Here is a 14,501-nt window from a genome sequence, read left to right on the forward strand (position 1 = left end):
CAGCGAGTTGGTCGATGGGTATTAATAATGCGTTCGCGAGCAAGCGGATCGCCGCCCGGCTCGCTCCTACAGGGACCGTAGTGGTCTTGCCGGAACGGGCCCGACTGGTTGCCTTTTAGGCTACCGCCGCAACAGGCTAATCCACCCCTCAAATCACCCCCGCTGCCCGCAACCGTTCGATATCCGCGCCGCCATATCCCAACTCCTGCAACACCGCTTCACTGTGCTCGCCCAATCCCGGCACCGGGTCCATGCGCGGCGTAAAGGCTGCGTTTCGACCTGGCGGTAACAGCGCGGGAAGCGGGCCGGCCGGGCTGCCGACTTCGGTCCAACGCTGGCGCGCCTTGAGCTGCGGGTGCGCCCACACGCCCGCCATGTCATTCACATGGGCGTTCGCGATCTGCGCGTCGTCGAGGCGTTCGATCACTTGCTCAGCAGTCAACGTCGAGAACGTCTGGAGGATGAGTCCTTTGAGCGTTTCGCGATTTTCCGAACGCTTGAAGTTGGCCGAGAAGCGCGGATCGGTTGCTAGCTCCGGTTGCAGCAGCACTTTTTCGCAAAACAGCTGCCACTCCCGTTCGTTCTGCAGGCCGAGCATGATCGTGCCGCCATCACCGGCCTGGAACGGGCCGTATGGATAAATCGTAGAGTGCGATGCGCCTGCACGCGGCGGTTGAGGCGCGCCGCTATAGGCGTAGTACATGGGATAGCCCATCCACTCCACCAAACCTTCGAGCATCGAGACATCGACGTGGCTGCCCTCGCCCGTTCTCCCGCGCAGCAACAGCGCTGACAGGATGCCACTGTAGGCGTACATCCCAGCCGCGATGTCCGCGATGGAGCAACCGGCCTTGGCCATCTCCTCCTCGCCTGGGCCTCCGGTGACAGAGAGAAAACCACCCTCGCTCTGGATGAGCAGGTCATAGGCCTTTTTCTTCTCGTACGGGCCGCCCTCGCCGTAGCCGGAAATGTCGCAGACGATCAGCTTCGGGTACTGCGCGTGCAATGCTTCGAAGGACAATCCCATCCGTGCCGCCGCGCCAGGCGCCAGGTTCTGCACCAGCACGTCGGCCTTTGCAAGCAGGCTGTCGAGCACCGTACGGGCGTCGTCCTGTTTCAGATCGAGGGTCAGGCTCTCCTTCGAGCGGTTGGTCCAGACGAAATGCGAGGCCAGACCGTCGACGCGCTCGTCGTAACCGCGCGCGAAATCGCCTACACCGGGCCGCTCGACCTTGATGACGCGCGCGCCCAAGTCGGCCAGCTGACGGGTGCAGAACGGTGCGGCGATGGCATGTTCGAGGCTGACGACGGTGATGCCGTCGAGGGGGCGTTGATTTGCTGCGATGTTCATGTTCGTTCTACCTGTCTTCTTATGGGTAGCGTTCTTTCTGGAGTCCGCGTTTTTGTAGGGCGGGTGCGAACCCGCGGCTTATGTCGGTTTCAAAAAAGCCGCGGGTTGGCACCCGCCCTACAAAACGCCCGTACACCTATGAAAATTGTTCAAGAGTTCGGGTGGACCGCAGGTTCCATACCCGCGCAATCAACTCACCGGCCTCGTCCGTGCTACGCGCGCTGGAGAACGCCACCAGCCGGCGGAACTTGTCTTCCAGTTCCTCACGGCTGAGCGTGTTACCGGGATCACCCTTAGGATCATCGATGGTGCCTTTGAGGGTGCGGCCATCCGTTGTCGTCACGATCACACGGCCCAGCCAGCGTGCGGGATAGGCGTTGTCCACTTCGGAATCAAGCTCCATCGTGACCTTCTCTCGGAAGGCGGAAACCTCAGGATCAGTGAGGGCCAGGTCTCTGAACTCGGTGAGCTGTGCCTTGCCATGAACGGCGATGAGACCCAGCACGGTACCCATGGAAAACTTCGCCTGGTGAACCGTTTGCGGCACGACTACACGGCCGAGCACGTCGATAGCGCCCTGATGCACGCGAGTAACGACCTTGGCGATATCACGTGCGACCAGCCCTTCGCGCTGCATGACATCCAGCAACGCATCAGCCGCCGGGTGCGTATGTCGGCAGGACGCGTGGAATTTGAACGAGGTCTCCGCCAACGCCCAGCGGCTGCCGAGGCGGTCTGACAGTTTTGTCGGATCGGCGTCGCTGGACATGCCGGCTGCCATGCCTTGCTCACCTTCGAGGATGTTCTTCGCGCCGGTCAGGCCGTCCTTCGTCAGGTAAGCGGCCAACAGGCCATCGGCTGCTGCTTTCGCCGTATGCAGCTGTTTGGAGTCCGCGGCGTCGCGCAGGAACTCCCACAAGCCTGCCGCCTGGGTGCCGGCATTACCGAGCAGATTGATGAACTGGTCTCGGTCGAAGTCAAGCAGCTTGCCCACCGCCACGGCGGCGGCGAGCGTGCCCACTGTCGCCGTGGTGTGGAAGATCCGGTAGTGAGAGCGACCAAGAAACTCGCCAATACGAATGCCCGCTTCATAGCCGGCCACGGACGCGGTCAGCAGATCAGGCCCCGACTTGCCGAGGTCCTGCGCAGCGGCTAATGCGGCCGAGAATACGACTGTCGCCGGATGCAACACCGAGCTGTTGTGCAGATCGTCCTGCTCCACTAGATGAGAGCTGGCACCGTTCACCAGCGCCGCGAAATACGCCGTGCTGCTGCCGCGATTCACGAGAATGCGTGCACGCCCTTCGGACGGTCCCATTTGGGCGGCATAACGTTCGAACAGAGGAATCGGATGCGCGCCCTGGCTCGCGAGTGCCGAGCCCAGCCAATCGAGGAAGAGGTCTTCGGTGCGCGCCAGGACGGCATCGGGAATTTGCTCGAAACGAAGGTCGGCCAGAAAGGTGGCAAGTTGCTGCGTGTGTGCGCTCATTGTTGTTTTCACTCGACGATTAGGTTGGAAAGTTCGATGAGGTTGAGATCGGGATCGCGCAGGTACACAGACAGAATCGGCCCCGTGGCACCCGTACGCCGGACCGGCCCTTCCAGCACGGATACGCCCTGTGCGCGGAGGTGCTCGACGACTGCTTCGAGCGATGTGGATACGATGAAACAGAGGTCGGCGGAACCCGCTGTTGGGCGTTCGGCTTTAGGCTCGAATTCCTTGCCAACCTGATGCAGGTTGATTTTCTGGTGGCCGAACGCGAGGGCCTTGCGCCCCTCGCCGAAGGTCAGCGCCTGCATGCCCAGCACACGCTCGTAGAAGTCCACCGAGGCATCGATGTCGGCGACGGTAAGTACGAGGTGGTCGAGGTGGCTGATGTTCATGCTTGAGCCCATAGTTCTTAAGAGCAGGCGACTAAAGTCGCCCCTACAGTTGCTTTGCTTTTTGTAGGAGCCCACCGGGCTGCGATCAGCTTGTGGGCGATCCGGATTTAGCCGGCGGTACATCGCTGCCTGACCCACTGCGATCGCCCACAAGTGGGCTCCTACAAGAACCGCGTTATGCCGTAGGGCGGGTGAAACCCGCGTGATTACCGCAACCCGTAAGGTGGATGGCCGAAGCCATCCACGCGCCAACCGGAGGCTCAAATCAAAACGACCTCGGCAGCTCCAGCAGATGCTCGGCCACGTACGACAGGATCAGGTTCGTGGAGATGGGGGCGACCTGGTACAGCCGTGTCTCGCGGAATTTGCGCTCGACGTCGTATTCGCAGGCGAAGCCAAAACCACCGTGAGTCTGCAGGCAGGCATTCGCCGCTTCCCAAGACGCCTTGGCGGCCAGGTACTTCGCCATGTTGGCGCTCGCGCCTGCGTTCTGGCCGCTGTCGTATTCTGCACAGGCGCGCCAGCGCATCAGATCGGCCGCTTCGAGTTCGATGTGGGATTCGGCGATGGGAAACTGGACGCCCTGGTTCTGGCCGATGGGCCGTCCGAACACTTGACGATCGCGCGCGTACGCACTGGATTTCTCCACGAACCAGCGGCCATCACCGATGCACTCGGCGGCGATCAGCGTTCGCTCGGCATTAAGCCCATCGAGAATATAGCGGAAGCCTTTGCCCTCTTCGCCGATCAGGCTGTCCGCCGGAATTTCCAGATTGTCGAAAAACAGTTCGTTGGTTTCGTGGTTGACCATGTTGGCGATGGGCTGGACGGTCAGGCCATTGCCGATGGCTTCGCGCAGGTCCACAAGGAAGATCGACATGCCATCGACCTTCTTTTTCACCTCTGCCAAAGGCGTCGTCCGCGCCAGCAGGATCATCAGGTCCGAATGCTGGATTCTTGAGATCCAGACCTTCTGCCCGTTGATGATGTACTTGTCGCCCTGCTTGACGGCGGTCGTCTTGATCTTGGTGGTGTCGGTGCCAGTGGTCGGCTCGGTGACGCCCATGGACTGGAGGCGAAGCTCGCCACTGGCCAGCTTGGGCAGGTAGAACTGCTTCTGCGCGTCGGTACCGTTTCGCAGCAGCGTGAACATGTTGTACATCTGCCCGTGAATCGTGCCGGAGTTGCCACCGCAGCGGTTCACTTCCTCAAGGATTACCGAAGCCTCCGCGAGGCCAAGCCCGGAGCCGCCGTACTCCTCGGGAATCATCGCGGACAGCCAGCCGGCTTCGGTCATTGCAGTAACGAAGGCTTCGGGGAAGCCCTTCTCTTCATCGATCTTGCGCCAGTATTCGGCCGGGAACTGTGCGCACAGACCACGTACCCCTTCGCGAATCGCGCTGATTTCATCGCTGTTGTAGTCGAACATGGTTCTGCCTCTTGTTATGTATTGCACGGGCGGTCATGTGCCGCGTGACAATCAGTCAAATTCCACTTCTGCTTTTTGTGCGATGCCGTCGCCATTGCCTGCCCAGAGTTCGGCAACGCCGGGCGAGATGATCCGCCCGCCTACCTCGAACGGCTTTGGCGCAATCAACGGGCGAACACCCCGATAGGAGAACCGCTTCACGCGGGCCTGCGGATGGGCGCGGCAAAACGCGCGCAGGTTCAGTGTGGCGATCATCGGCCCGTGCACGACCAGTCCGGGATAGCCTTCGGTATCGGTCACGTAGGGATAGTCGTAGTGAATGCGGTGCCCGTTGAACGTCACGGCGGAGTAGCGGAACAGCAACGTCGGCGTCGGCTCGATCGCCTCACGCCATTGCGCCTCGGGCAGCGGATCGGTCCCGGACAGTTTGGGCGGTGTGGGCTCGCGGTAGACGATGTCCTGCTCTTCGCGCACGCACACTTGCCCGCTTTGTGCATATTCATGACGAACCGTTACGAACAGCAGCGCGCCCGTACGACCGTGTTTCTCTTCGACATTAAGGATGGTGGAGGTGCATTGCGCTTCAGCGCCCGCAATCAGGGGCTTGAGGAACTCGACACGACCGCCGGCCCACATTCGATTACGGTTATCCGCCGGCGGCAGGAAGCCGCCTCGCGCCGGATGCCCATCCGTGCCCAGACCCTGCTCGGCGACCGGTTCCTGGAAGAAGCACCACTGCCATAACGGGGGTAACGGCTCACCGTGGCTTGGGGTGTCTTCACCGAAGGTCGCTGCGATTCGCTTCAGTAAATTGCGGCTCAGCTCGTCGTGCAAGGTCAGCGATTTGCCCAGCCAGGGCGCAAAGCGGGAGTCGGTCATCGTGGCCGTCCTATTGGATTTCTACGGTCGATGATGCGACTGCCCTTAACGTTCCGTAAATTTACAATTCCCTACGACAGCGTTCATGTAAGCTGAACGCGAGCACCCATAACCGATGAGCTTGTTCACGACCTTGCGAGCTAGAGCCATGTGGTGGCGAAATGATTTGAGGACGCGCAGTTTACGTAGGGTAAATGAGCAGGCCGACCGGGCTGGCGTTCCAGAATTATTTCAACGCCTCTTGGCCGACGCGCAGCAGGTCATGGACAAGCTCTTACAAAATGTGCCGCTTCCCGACACGGAGTCCCCATGCACTTCGATCTCGCCGACCTTCGCCTTTTCATTCATATCGCTGAATCCCCGAGCCTCACCCAAGGCGCCCGCCGCGCGTTCCTGTCCCCTGCTGCCGCGAGTGCCCGTATTAAGGCGCTCGAAGGGCAACTCGGCACGCGACTGCTGTATCGGGATAGCCGAGGAATCGAGTTGACCGAACCGGGGCAACAACTGCTCGTGCATGCTCGTCGCATCATGCGCCAGGTCGATTACCTGAAAGCCGAGTTCACCCAACTGGGCAGCGATGAATCCGGGCACATCCGAATTTTTGCGAACACTACGGCGGTCACCGAGTTTCTGCCGGAGGTGCTTTCAGGCTTCCTCGCGCAACGGGCGGGCGTCACTGTGGATCTTCAGGAAAAGTTGAGCCGCGATATCGTCCGCGGGGTACTCGACGGCTCCACGGACATGGGCATCATTGCCGGGCCGGTCAATGCCGCGGGGCTGGAGGTACTCCATTTCAGTACCGACTACCTGGTGCTGGCCGTCCCGGAAGGCCACCCGCTGGCCGGAAAGAGCAAGGTCAAGCTTGGCGAGACGCTCGATTACCAACACATCTGCCTGCACGAAGGCAGCACGCTGCTGACGTTCCTGCGGGATCACGTCGAACAGCTCGGCCGTGAATTGCACATGCGCATCCAGCTCTCCAGCTTCGAAGCCATCTGCCGCATGATCGAGGGCGGCGTCGGCATTGGCATCATTCCCGAATCGGCGGCGCGGCGGCACAGCCGTACCATGAACCTGGTGACCGTGCAGCTCGACGAAGAGTGGGCGTTGCGCGAGCGTAGCGTCCTGGTGCGCGAATTGGAGGCGCTTCCCAGCGTCGTGCGCGCTTTGATCGATACGCTGAGGCAGTCCCAGTGAACGCTCCAATCATGCGCCGAGGGTCGACGCTGGAACCTCAGCATGCCTGACGGGGACCAATCCTGAGATCCAGCCCCTTCTGATTCAGGCCACGCGTCGCGGCGAATGGCGTATCCAGGACACTGTCATGCAACAACTCGACCTGCAGGTCATCGAAAAAGCCCTGGAGTGGGCGCGGGACGGCCATGTTTTGTGGCTGTGCACCGTGCTCTCCACCTATGGTTCGGCACCACGCGCGCCCGGTGCGATGTTCGTCGCCCGGGCCGACGGCGCCCACGTCGGCTCGCTTTCAGGCGGCTGCGTGGAAGAAGCGTTTCTCGAAAGTCTGGCGGATGGTGCCTTCAGCCAACCCGCCCAGATCGTCCGCTACGGGGAAAGCGATGTCGAGCGAAGCCGGCTTCGTCTTCCCTGCGGGGGTGTTTTACAGGTGCTCGTGGAGCACCGGCAGGTCAACGATGAATGGATAACGCATCTGGAACTGTTGCACGCCACGCTTCTGGGCCAACGTCGCCTGCGGCGTTGCATCGATCTCACGAGCGGCACTATCCGCCTACGCGATGATGATGACGGCGGCGCGGGGCCCGTTTCCTTTCAAAACGAAACCGTCACGGTCCAGGTGGGCCCGGCCTTGCGCTTGATCCTTGCGGGACTGTCTCCTGTCGCGGAAGCCTGCGCGAGCTTCGCCAAAGCGATCGGCTGCGAGGTAATCGCCTGCGACCCCCGGGATGAGATGCACTACGTCGAACTGCCGGGCGTCGAAATGCAACGCGTACTCCCGTCCCTCTTCATCGCTTCTGGCTGCTGTCACGAAGCAACCGCAGTCGTTGCTCTCACTCATGACCCGAAGATCGATGACCTTGCGTTGATGGAGGCCGTGCGCACCCCTGCGTTCTACATTGGCGCCATGGGGTCGGTGGAGACATCACGCAAACGTGCCGAGCGACTCGCTCGCATCGGCGGGCTGACCGACAAAGAGATTGCTCGTATCCACATGCCTATAGGCTTGAACCTGGGCAGCAAGTCGCCCGCGGAAATCGCCTTGGCAGTCGTAGCCGACGTGCTGCGCGTCCGCCGAGGCCGAGCGCGTGATGCCCTCTGAGAAGGAAACGGATACCGTCGCTCTGATACTCGCTGCAGGCCAGGGTCAGCGCTTCGGAAGCGACAAGCGCATCGCGACACTGCCTGACGGCCAACGTGTGCTGGACAGGACGGTCCAGCAGGCCTTGCGGGTGTTCGCCCACGTGTATGTCGTTCAGTCGGAGCACGAAGTCGCGCTTGCGCCTTGCGAACGGCTCACGTCTTTTATCAGTGAGCGCGCCCACCATGGGATGGGCGCCAGCCTGGCGGATGGCGTGGCGTTCGTCCTCCATCGCAGCCGTGCATCGGCGATGGCGGTTCTTTTGGGAGACATGCCGTGGACGCGTGCGGAAACCTATTCAGCCCTGATCGCTGCGGCGTCAGCCGACACCATTGTCGTGCCCTGGTTGAACGGTCAGCAGGGCCATCCGGTAATGTTCGGCCGTGCGTTCTGGAACGACCTTCTTGCACTTGACGGTGATGGTGGCGGGCGTACCGTGCTGCAGAAGCATGCTCAGCATCTTCACCGGCTTTCGACAGACGATCCCGGGGTGCTGCTGGACATCGACCATCCCGAGGACCTGACACGAGGACCGACACCATGACTGGGCTGACAAACGCGCAGTGTGAACCTTGTAAAGCCGGAACGAAGCCCCTGGACGCCAGCGAACAACATGCGCTTCTGGCGCAATTGAACGGTTGGCAGATCGCATCCGTCGACGGCATTCCCCGGCTCGAGAAGCGTTACACCTTCAAGAACTTCCGCGACGCTCTCAGTTTCACCCAAGCCGTAGGCGAGCTGGCGGAGCGAGAAGATCACCACCCCGCCCTCTTGACCGAATGGGGCAAGGTCACCGTGAGTTGGTGGACACATGCCATTGGCGGTCTGCATCGCAACGATTTCGTCATGGCCGCGCGAACCGATGCGCAGTTCACCGACTTACCCTGACCCTCGCCGCGAGATAGCGCCTGAGATGCATCATTCATCCCTTAGAACCTGAACGTCTCAATGAACGCCCACGGGCAAGGCAGGGTCACAAAGCCAGGACCACTGCTCAGGATCAAACCGTGCAAGCAACGCGCAACGATATCGAAAAGCTCATAGATGACGCCCAGTCCACCGTCGAACACATTCGCAACGCCGGACGCTCCGTTCCAGAATGGGCGCTCACCGAAGTGACCTTGGCGCGCAACGTTCTCGAAGCACACGATCGCGGCGACGACCCCTCGCACGCGCTTGGGGTTTTACAGACGTTCCAGGATGGAAACAAAGAGGAAAAAGACGCGTTTTTCAGTGATCCAGCACTGTGAGGCGGCGTCACCGCCCATGAAGCGTGTAACGCGGGCTACTTGAGCGCCTTTTCCCTTACCGGCGCAGGCCCTCCCGCAGGCCTGCTTTAGCCCGTCATATCCACTGATCGTTACGTTTCCGACGCACGCGCAACATGGTCGGCAGTAGCAATCCTGCTGCCAGCCCGGCGCCCGCAATACTTCCGCCGTAGACCATATAACGCATCAGCACGTGCTGCTGCTCCTCGCCCAGCTGAGCCTGCAACTCGCGCACTTCGGCATTAGCTTTGCCTAACGCACTGTCGAGGGATGCACGCGCGGTCTCGAGTTCGTCGATCAGCGCTTTTCGGGAATCCAGGGTTTCCTGCATGCCCTGGACGCGGCTCTCCCAAGTCTGATTGATGCTCTCCAACTCCGTACTCAGGTTTGCGGACTTCTGCTCCAAGAGTTCGACCCGCTCACCCTTGCCTGGAACCGCCTGCAAATCGCTGCTGGGAATCCAGACCGAATCACCACTGGCCCCGCGAACCTGGCTGTAATCGCCTTGGGTTTTCAGCAGCTCCACCTGCGTGCCTGATTCCAGCGTGCCGACAATGCGATAGCCATCGGTTGGGCCGCTGCGAACGTACGTGCTCAATTTGTCGCTGACCCAGCGTGCATTACTCGCCGGCTCATTGGACTGTGCGAATGCCCCGGCGCTCAGAAGCCCCGAAAGAACGAAAACTGAAGTGCGGCGTAGGCCAAGAAAGGAAGAAAAACGAAAGAGATGACGAGATGAAAACATGTGCGATCTTCGATTTATAAGGAGATGAAACGCGGCAAATGCGCATGGATGAATGTATTCGCGCGACAGCTGCGTGATCGCATTTGAGAGATGCCCGCATACCGGCCTCTCAAAGCCGCTATGCAAATAGCTGACGCGCCAACAGCGGAGAGACCCACATGCCGGAGGGTAGTTCCCGAAAAATATGGCATTGCGAGGCATGTTCGGCACGGCAATGCGATGACATTGCCGCTTACCGCGCTCACTAAGAGAGCAAGCGAAAGGCTTCAGTCGCGACGCGTAATCAGTTCAGCAGTTGGTACACGCTGAATACGGCACCCACCACGACGGCCAGACTCGAGAGGCCGACGATGGCTCCACCAAAAACAAGAAAGCGTTCAGCATCTACCGCATTGTCTTTATCGAAAAACATCGGCAACACCTCGCGAGGAACACGTAGCGGACCTTTGATCACGTAGATAACGCGTAGGTTCGCCAGCGAATACACGTGCGTTCGACAGCTATTGGGTGCCAAGTTCAAACAGGCTTGAAAACGCGGTGCTGCGTTTACCAATGCAGGATGATGCTGCACTCGTCTGCAGCGTTTAGGTTGTGGGAGCGAGTCATGCTTGCGAACCGCACACCGATCAAAAGGCCGGCCCGCTAGAAAAAAGCGAGTTCCGCTTGAGTCAGCGGCATTGCGGAAGATTAGCCAAGCCTACCCTGCCTCCGATGATGCATGAAATGGCCCCTCGAACGGATAAGGGGCCGGCGCACGGCCGCCCCTCAGGCGTTGAAGAGCGCGTCTTTCATCCACCACGAAGGCGCATCCTGCAACGCCACCGGACGCAGGAAACGCTCGATGGCGGCATAACCCACCGAGGTCGTCTGCGGTGCAGTGGACGACGGCCAGGGTCCACCGTGCTGTTGCGCGGCGCACACCGCGACACCCGTCGGCACCCCGGCGAACAGAACACGTCCAGAAACGGCTTCGGCGGCGCGCACCAGCTCACGATTGCTGTCACTCGCCTCATCAACGCCCCACAGCGTGGTGGTCAGCGTGCCGCCAATGGCTGCCAGCACCTCACTAATCTGCTGGACTGAATTGGCCTTCACGATCAGCGCGGCGGGGCCGAACATCTCTTCGCGCAGGTGCGCATTCGCGATGAAATCCTCGGCGACGACACTGAACAGTCGTGGCGCCGGACCGTCGCCGTCGGCTTCAGGCTGAAACACCAGCTGGGCATGGCGGGCGACGGTCACGGCTGCGTCGTCAAAACCGTTCCTCATACTCGGCGTGAGCATGCGATGGGTCTTGATCTGGCGAATGGCCGCGGCCAGTTGTTCGACGAAGCGCTCACTGGCCGAATGCTCAAGCAGCACCACCACGCCAGGGCTGGTGCAGAACTGACCGCACCCCAGGGTGATGGAGCCCGCCAGGGTCTTGGCCAGCGCCTCGCTGTCTTTTTCCAGCGCGCCGGGCAACGCGATCAGCGGGTTGATCGAACCCAGCTCACCAAAAAATGGAATCGGACGTGGGCGCTCGTTGGCCAACCGCCATAATGCCGTACCGCCCTGATAAGAGCCGGTGAAAGCCACGGCAGCAATGCCGGGATGCTGCACCAGATAGCCACCAGCACCTCGAGAGGCCCCTTCGACCAAGGTCAGCACGCCTTCCGGCAACTGTTGCTCGGCCACCACGCGTCGCGCGAGCTCATACACCGCGCGGGACAAGTCCGGGTGCCCGGAATGCGCCTTCACCACGACGGGGCAACCGGCCGCCAACGCCGAGGCAGTGTCACCACCGAGCACCGAAAACGCGAAGGGGAAATTGCTTGCCGAAAACATGGCGACCGGACCCAGCGGACGCTTTACACGCGTTAAGCGTGGATGGCCAACCGGCGGTGCGCCCGCCACAGCAGCATCGTCGACTCGGCGATACGGCACATCCGATTCGAACTCATCGGCAAAGCCACGCAACTGGAACGCCGTACGGGCCACTTCACCATTCAGGCGGCCCTCGCCTAGACCGCTTTCGCGATCGGCAATGGCGACCAGCTCTGCTCCATTCTTCTCAAGGGCTTCAGCTAAGCCGCGCAGCAGCGCGCCGCGGACGGTCTCGGTAGATTCTCCCCAGATCTCCGACGCGGCCACGGCTTTCGCCACGGCCTGATCGATTACGGACAAAGCGGGGTCTTGATGGGTAGTCATGAAGTTCTCCCAATCGTTAAGTGTCGTGAGAAGAGCGGTCCGCTAGGCGGACCGCTAAAAGTGCAAGCCGACCCAATGGGAAACATCTGGGCAGCCTGCTTAGGCCTCGCTATTGCCGGAATTTAGCGGGCGGGCTGCGGTTCAGAATCGGCCTGCACCGGCTTGATCTTGCCGACGACGAACAAATAGGAAACCGCGGCGATCATTCCGTGTGCGGCAACGAACCAGAGTGCCTGGGTAAAGGAGCCGGTAACCGCTACGGCGTAGCCGATCACGATAGGCGTTACGATGCCCGAAATACTGCCGAACAGGTTGAACAAGCCGCCAGCGAACCCCACTAGATGACGCGGCGACGTATCGGCGATCAGCGCGAAGTTCACCGCACCCAGGCCTTTGCCGAACAATGCCAGGGTTACGAACGCGACCGCTGCATAGGTCGAATCCACGTAGTTACAGAACAGCACGCTCGATGACAGCAGCATGCCCGTCACGAACGGCACCTTGCGGGCGACCGACAGACTGTAGCCATTGCGCGTCAAAGCATCGGAAATCACCCCACCGAGAATCCCACCGATGAAGCCGGCAATGGCGGGAAGCGTCGCGACGAAGCCGACATCCACGATGTCCATGCCGCGACCCTTGACCAGATAGATCGGGAACCAGGTCAGGAAGAAATACTGCATCGACGCCAGACAATACTGACCGACATAGATACCCAGCATCTGCCGGCTGGTCAGGAAGATCTTCAGGTCTGCAATGCGCGCCTTCCGACGAACACCCTGCACGACGTTGCCATCGACGTTCGCACCACCTTCCTGCAAATGCGCGAGCTCCAGATCGTTGATCTTCGGGTGCAACTTCGGCATGTGCATGGTCTTGGCCCAGACCACTGACAGCACGATTCCGATCACGCCCATCACCCAGAACACCGATTCCCAATTCACGTGGCCCACCAACAGCCCCATGAACGGCACGAACACCAGCACGGCCACGTACTGCGCCGAGTTATAGATCGAGGTGGCTGTGCCGCGCTCGGAAACGGGAAACCAACTGGACGTGATGCTGCTGTTCCCTGGCGACAACGGAGCCTCAACGAACCCCATCAGGAAACGTAGGGCAAAGAGGATGACCACCACCCAGCCTACCGGCCCGAATCCGATGAAGCCTTGAGCAAGGGTCAGCACCGACCAACCGAACAGTGCGATGCCATAAACGCGGATCGCGCCGAAGCGATCTAGCAACCACCCCGCAGGCAATTGCCCAGCCACATACGCCCAGGAGAACGCAGAGAACAGGAATCCCAACTCGACCGGACTGATGCCAAGTTCCGCAGACATCGCGGAGCCGGCAATGGACAGGTTGGCCCGGTCCGCCAGCGCTACCGCGCTGGCGATCACCAGCATGGCCAGCGTCGTGTATCGAGCGCGCGAGCGTTTCTGAGCCGTTTCCAGGCCCATGGTTTGCGTCTTCATCAAATGCCCCCAAGACTTGTTTTTGTAGGAGAAGGCAAAACGGTCAGCGGCCTAGCCGTGTCTCTAGCCGTGCAACCAGCCGATCGATCTCGTGCAGGTCTTTTTCCGAGAGCTTCGGCCCTGGAGTGCGCATCGTGGCGTGACGTATCGCCCCGCGCCGACGCATCACTTCCTTGCGTGCACACACGCCCCAGAATCCCATGGCTTCGTAACGCAGCAGCGGCAGGTAGATGTCGAACAGGTCATCCGCTTCCTCGAACTTACCGGCCTGATGCAGCCCGTAGACCTGCGTGAGCATTTCCGGATAGGAGAAACCTGCCATCGGGCCATCTGCCCCACGCTGCAACTCCAGCGGCAGGTACATGGCGTTGTTGCCGGTAAGGATCGCCACCCGCCGACCATTGCCCTCACGCAGACGAGAGATCTTGTTCAGGCAGGGCAGATCCTCTTCCTTAATGAGCTGGATTTCCTGATGCCGCTCTATCAGCTGGTGAATCAGCGGCACTGACATCGCTACTTTCGAGGCGAATGGGAAGTCCTGCAGTACCGTCGGCGTGCCTTCGATACGGCGGAACACCTCGCCGAAGTAACCCAGCAGGTCTTCGTCAGTCTGCAACCCGGCAGGCGGCGCGATCATCACGCCAGCCGCTCCGAGATCCATCGCCTCGCGGCTGAACGCCGACAGCTGCGCCAGACTCGGATTACTGACGCCGATCACCACTGGCAAATCACCCGCGCACTTGATGTAGCGCTCGGCCACCTGCCGCGCCTCTTCCGCGCTGAGTTTGCCAGCTTCGCCGCTGACGCCCAGTACGGTGAAGCCATTGGCACCGTGACCCCGGTAGAAATCGACGAGAGTATCGATGCTGTCCAGGTCCACGTTGCCGCGTTCATCGAAGGGCGTTTGCGCGACTATGTACACGCCTTTAGCGTTGTTAAGCATGTTGC

At 60.8% G+C, this 14,501-nt stretch carries 15 protein-coding genes; 5 read left to right on the forward strand and 10 right to left on the reverse strand.

Annotated features, from left to right (window positions below):
- Positions 1 to 148: 148 nt before the first annotated feature.
- From IEY47_RS01570 to IEY47_RS01590, 5 genes are all read right to left on the reverse strand, one after another.
- The gene (locus IEY47_RS01570; protein ID WP_188981379.1) at positions 149 to 1,351 is read right to left on the reverse strand and encodes a CaiB/BaiF CoA transferase family protein; all 1,203 of its coding nucleotides are present in this window, start codon (positions 1,349 to 1,351) and stop codon (positions 149 to 151) included.
- Positions 1,352 to 1,487: 136 nt separating this feature from the next.
- Positions 1,488 to 2,840, reverse strand: a complete 1,353-nt coding sequence (locus IEY47_RS01575) for an MmgE/PrpD family protein (RefSeq protein WP_188981380.1) — start codon at positions 2,838 to 2,840, stop codon at positions 1,488 to 1,490.
- Between the two features lie 8 nt (positions 2,841 to 2,848).
- Positions 2,849 to 3,235, reverse strand: coding sequence for a VOC family protein (locus IEY47_RS01580; protein ID WP_188981381.1), 387 nt, complete (start codon positions 3,233 to 3,235; stop codon positions 2,849 to 2,851).
- 265 nt (positions 3,236 to 3,500) lie between these two features.
- A complete protein-coding gene (locus IEY47_RS01585) occupies positions 3,501 to 4,664 on the reverse strand; it encodes an acyl-CoA dehydrogenase family protein (protein WP_188981382.1) in 1,164 nt (387 codons plus the stop codon).
- 51 nt (positions 4,665 to 4,715) lie between these two features.
- On the reverse strand, positions 4,716 to 5,543 hold the full coding sequence (locus tag IEY47_RS01590) for an HTD2 family dehydratase (protein ID WP_188981383.1): 828 nt from the start codon (positions 5,541 to 5,543) through the stop codon (positions 4,716 to 4,718).
- Positions 5,544 to 5,852: 309 nt separating this feature from the next.
- On the opposite strand from IEY47_RS01590, the gene IEY47_RS01595 reads away from it, so the two are divergent.
- From IEY47_RS01595 to IEY47_RS01615, 5 genes are all read left to right on the forward strand, one after another.
- Complete coding sequence (locus IEY47_RS01595; protein ID WP_188981384.1) at positions 5,853 to 6,740, forward strand: LysR family transcriptional regulator; 888 nt, start codon at positions 5,853 to 5,855, stop codon at positions 6,738 to 6,740.
- 127 nt (positions 6,741 to 6,867) lie between these two features.
- Entirely contained in the window at positions 6,868 to 7,839 is a 972-nt protein-coding gene (locus IEY47_RS01600) for an XdhC family protein (RefSeq protein ID WP_188981385.1), read from the forward strand.
- Entirely contained in the window at positions 7,829 to 8,422 is a 594-nt protein-coding gene (locus IEY47_RS01605; protein ID WP_188981386.1) for a nucleotidyltransferase family protein, read from the forward strand. The genes IEY47_RS01600 and IEY47_RS01605 overlap by 11 nt, the downstream gene beginning before the upstream one ends.
- On the forward strand, positions 8,419 to 8,766 hold the full coding sequence (locus IEY47_RS01610; RefSeq protein WP_188981387.1) for a 4a-hydroxytetrahydrobiopterin dehydratase: 348 nt from the start codon (positions 8,419 to 8,421) through the stop codon (positions 8,764 to 8,766). The genes IEY47_RS01605 and IEY47_RS01610 overlap by 4 nt, the downstream gene beginning before the upstream one ends.
- A 119-nt stretch (positions 8,767 to 8,885) precedes the next feature.
- Positions 8,886 to 9,128: a hypothetical protein gene (locus IEY47_RS01615; RefSeq protein ID WP_188981388.1), complete on the forward strand. Its 243-nt coding sequence runs from the start codon at positions 8,886 to 8,888 to the stop codon at positions 9,126 to 9,128.
- Between the two features lie 94 nt (positions 9,129 to 9,222).
- Here IEY47_RS01615 and IEY47_RS01620 read toward each other — a convergent pair whose 3' ends face one another.
- From IEY47_RS01620 to IEY47_RS01635, 5 genes are all read right to left on the reverse strand, one after another.
- Positions 9,223 to 9,891, reverse strand: coding sequence for a TIGR04211 family SH3 domain-containing protein (locus IEY47_RS01620; protein ID WP_188981389.1), 669 nt, complete (start codon positions 9,889 to 9,891; stop codon positions 9,223 to 9,225).
- Between the two features lie 283 nt (positions 9,892 to 10,174).
- The gene (locus IEY47_RS20580; RefSeq protein ID WP_268240410.1) at positions 10,175 to 10,303 is read right to left on the reverse strand and encodes a hypothetical protein; all 129 of its coding nucleotides are present in this window, start codon (positions 10,301 to 10,303) and stop codon (positions 10,175 to 10,177) included.
- Between the two features lie 353 nt (positions 10,304 to 10,656).
- Positions 10,657 to 12,081: an aldehyde dehydrogenase (NADP(+)) gene (locus IEY47_RS01625; RefSeq protein WP_188981390.1), complete on the reverse strand. Its 1,425-nt coding sequence runs from the start codon at positions 12,079 to 12,081 to the stop codon at positions 10,657 to 10,659.
- Positions 12,082 to 12,203: 122 nt separating this feature from the next.
- Positions 12,204 to 13,553: an MFS transporter gene (locus tag IEY47_RS01630; protein WP_188981391.1), complete on the reverse strand. Its 1,350-nt coding sequence runs from the start codon at positions 13,551 to 13,553 to the stop codon at positions 12,204 to 12,206.
- A gap of 43 nt (positions 13,554 to 13,596) precedes the next feature.
- Positions 13,597 to 14,496, reverse strand: coding sequence for a dihydrodipicolinate synthase family protein (locus IEY47_RS01635; RefSeq protein ID WP_188981392.1), 900 nt, complete (start codon positions 14,494 to 14,496; stop codon positions 13,597 to 13,599).
- Positions 14,497 to 14,501: the final 5 nt, after the last annotated feature.

It is taken from the genome of Pseudomonas matsuisoli, assembly GCF_014647635.1.
GTDB lineage: Bacteria > Pseudomonadota > Gammaproteobacteria > Pseudomonadales > Pseudomonadaceae > Pseudomonas_P > Pseudomonas_P matsuisoli.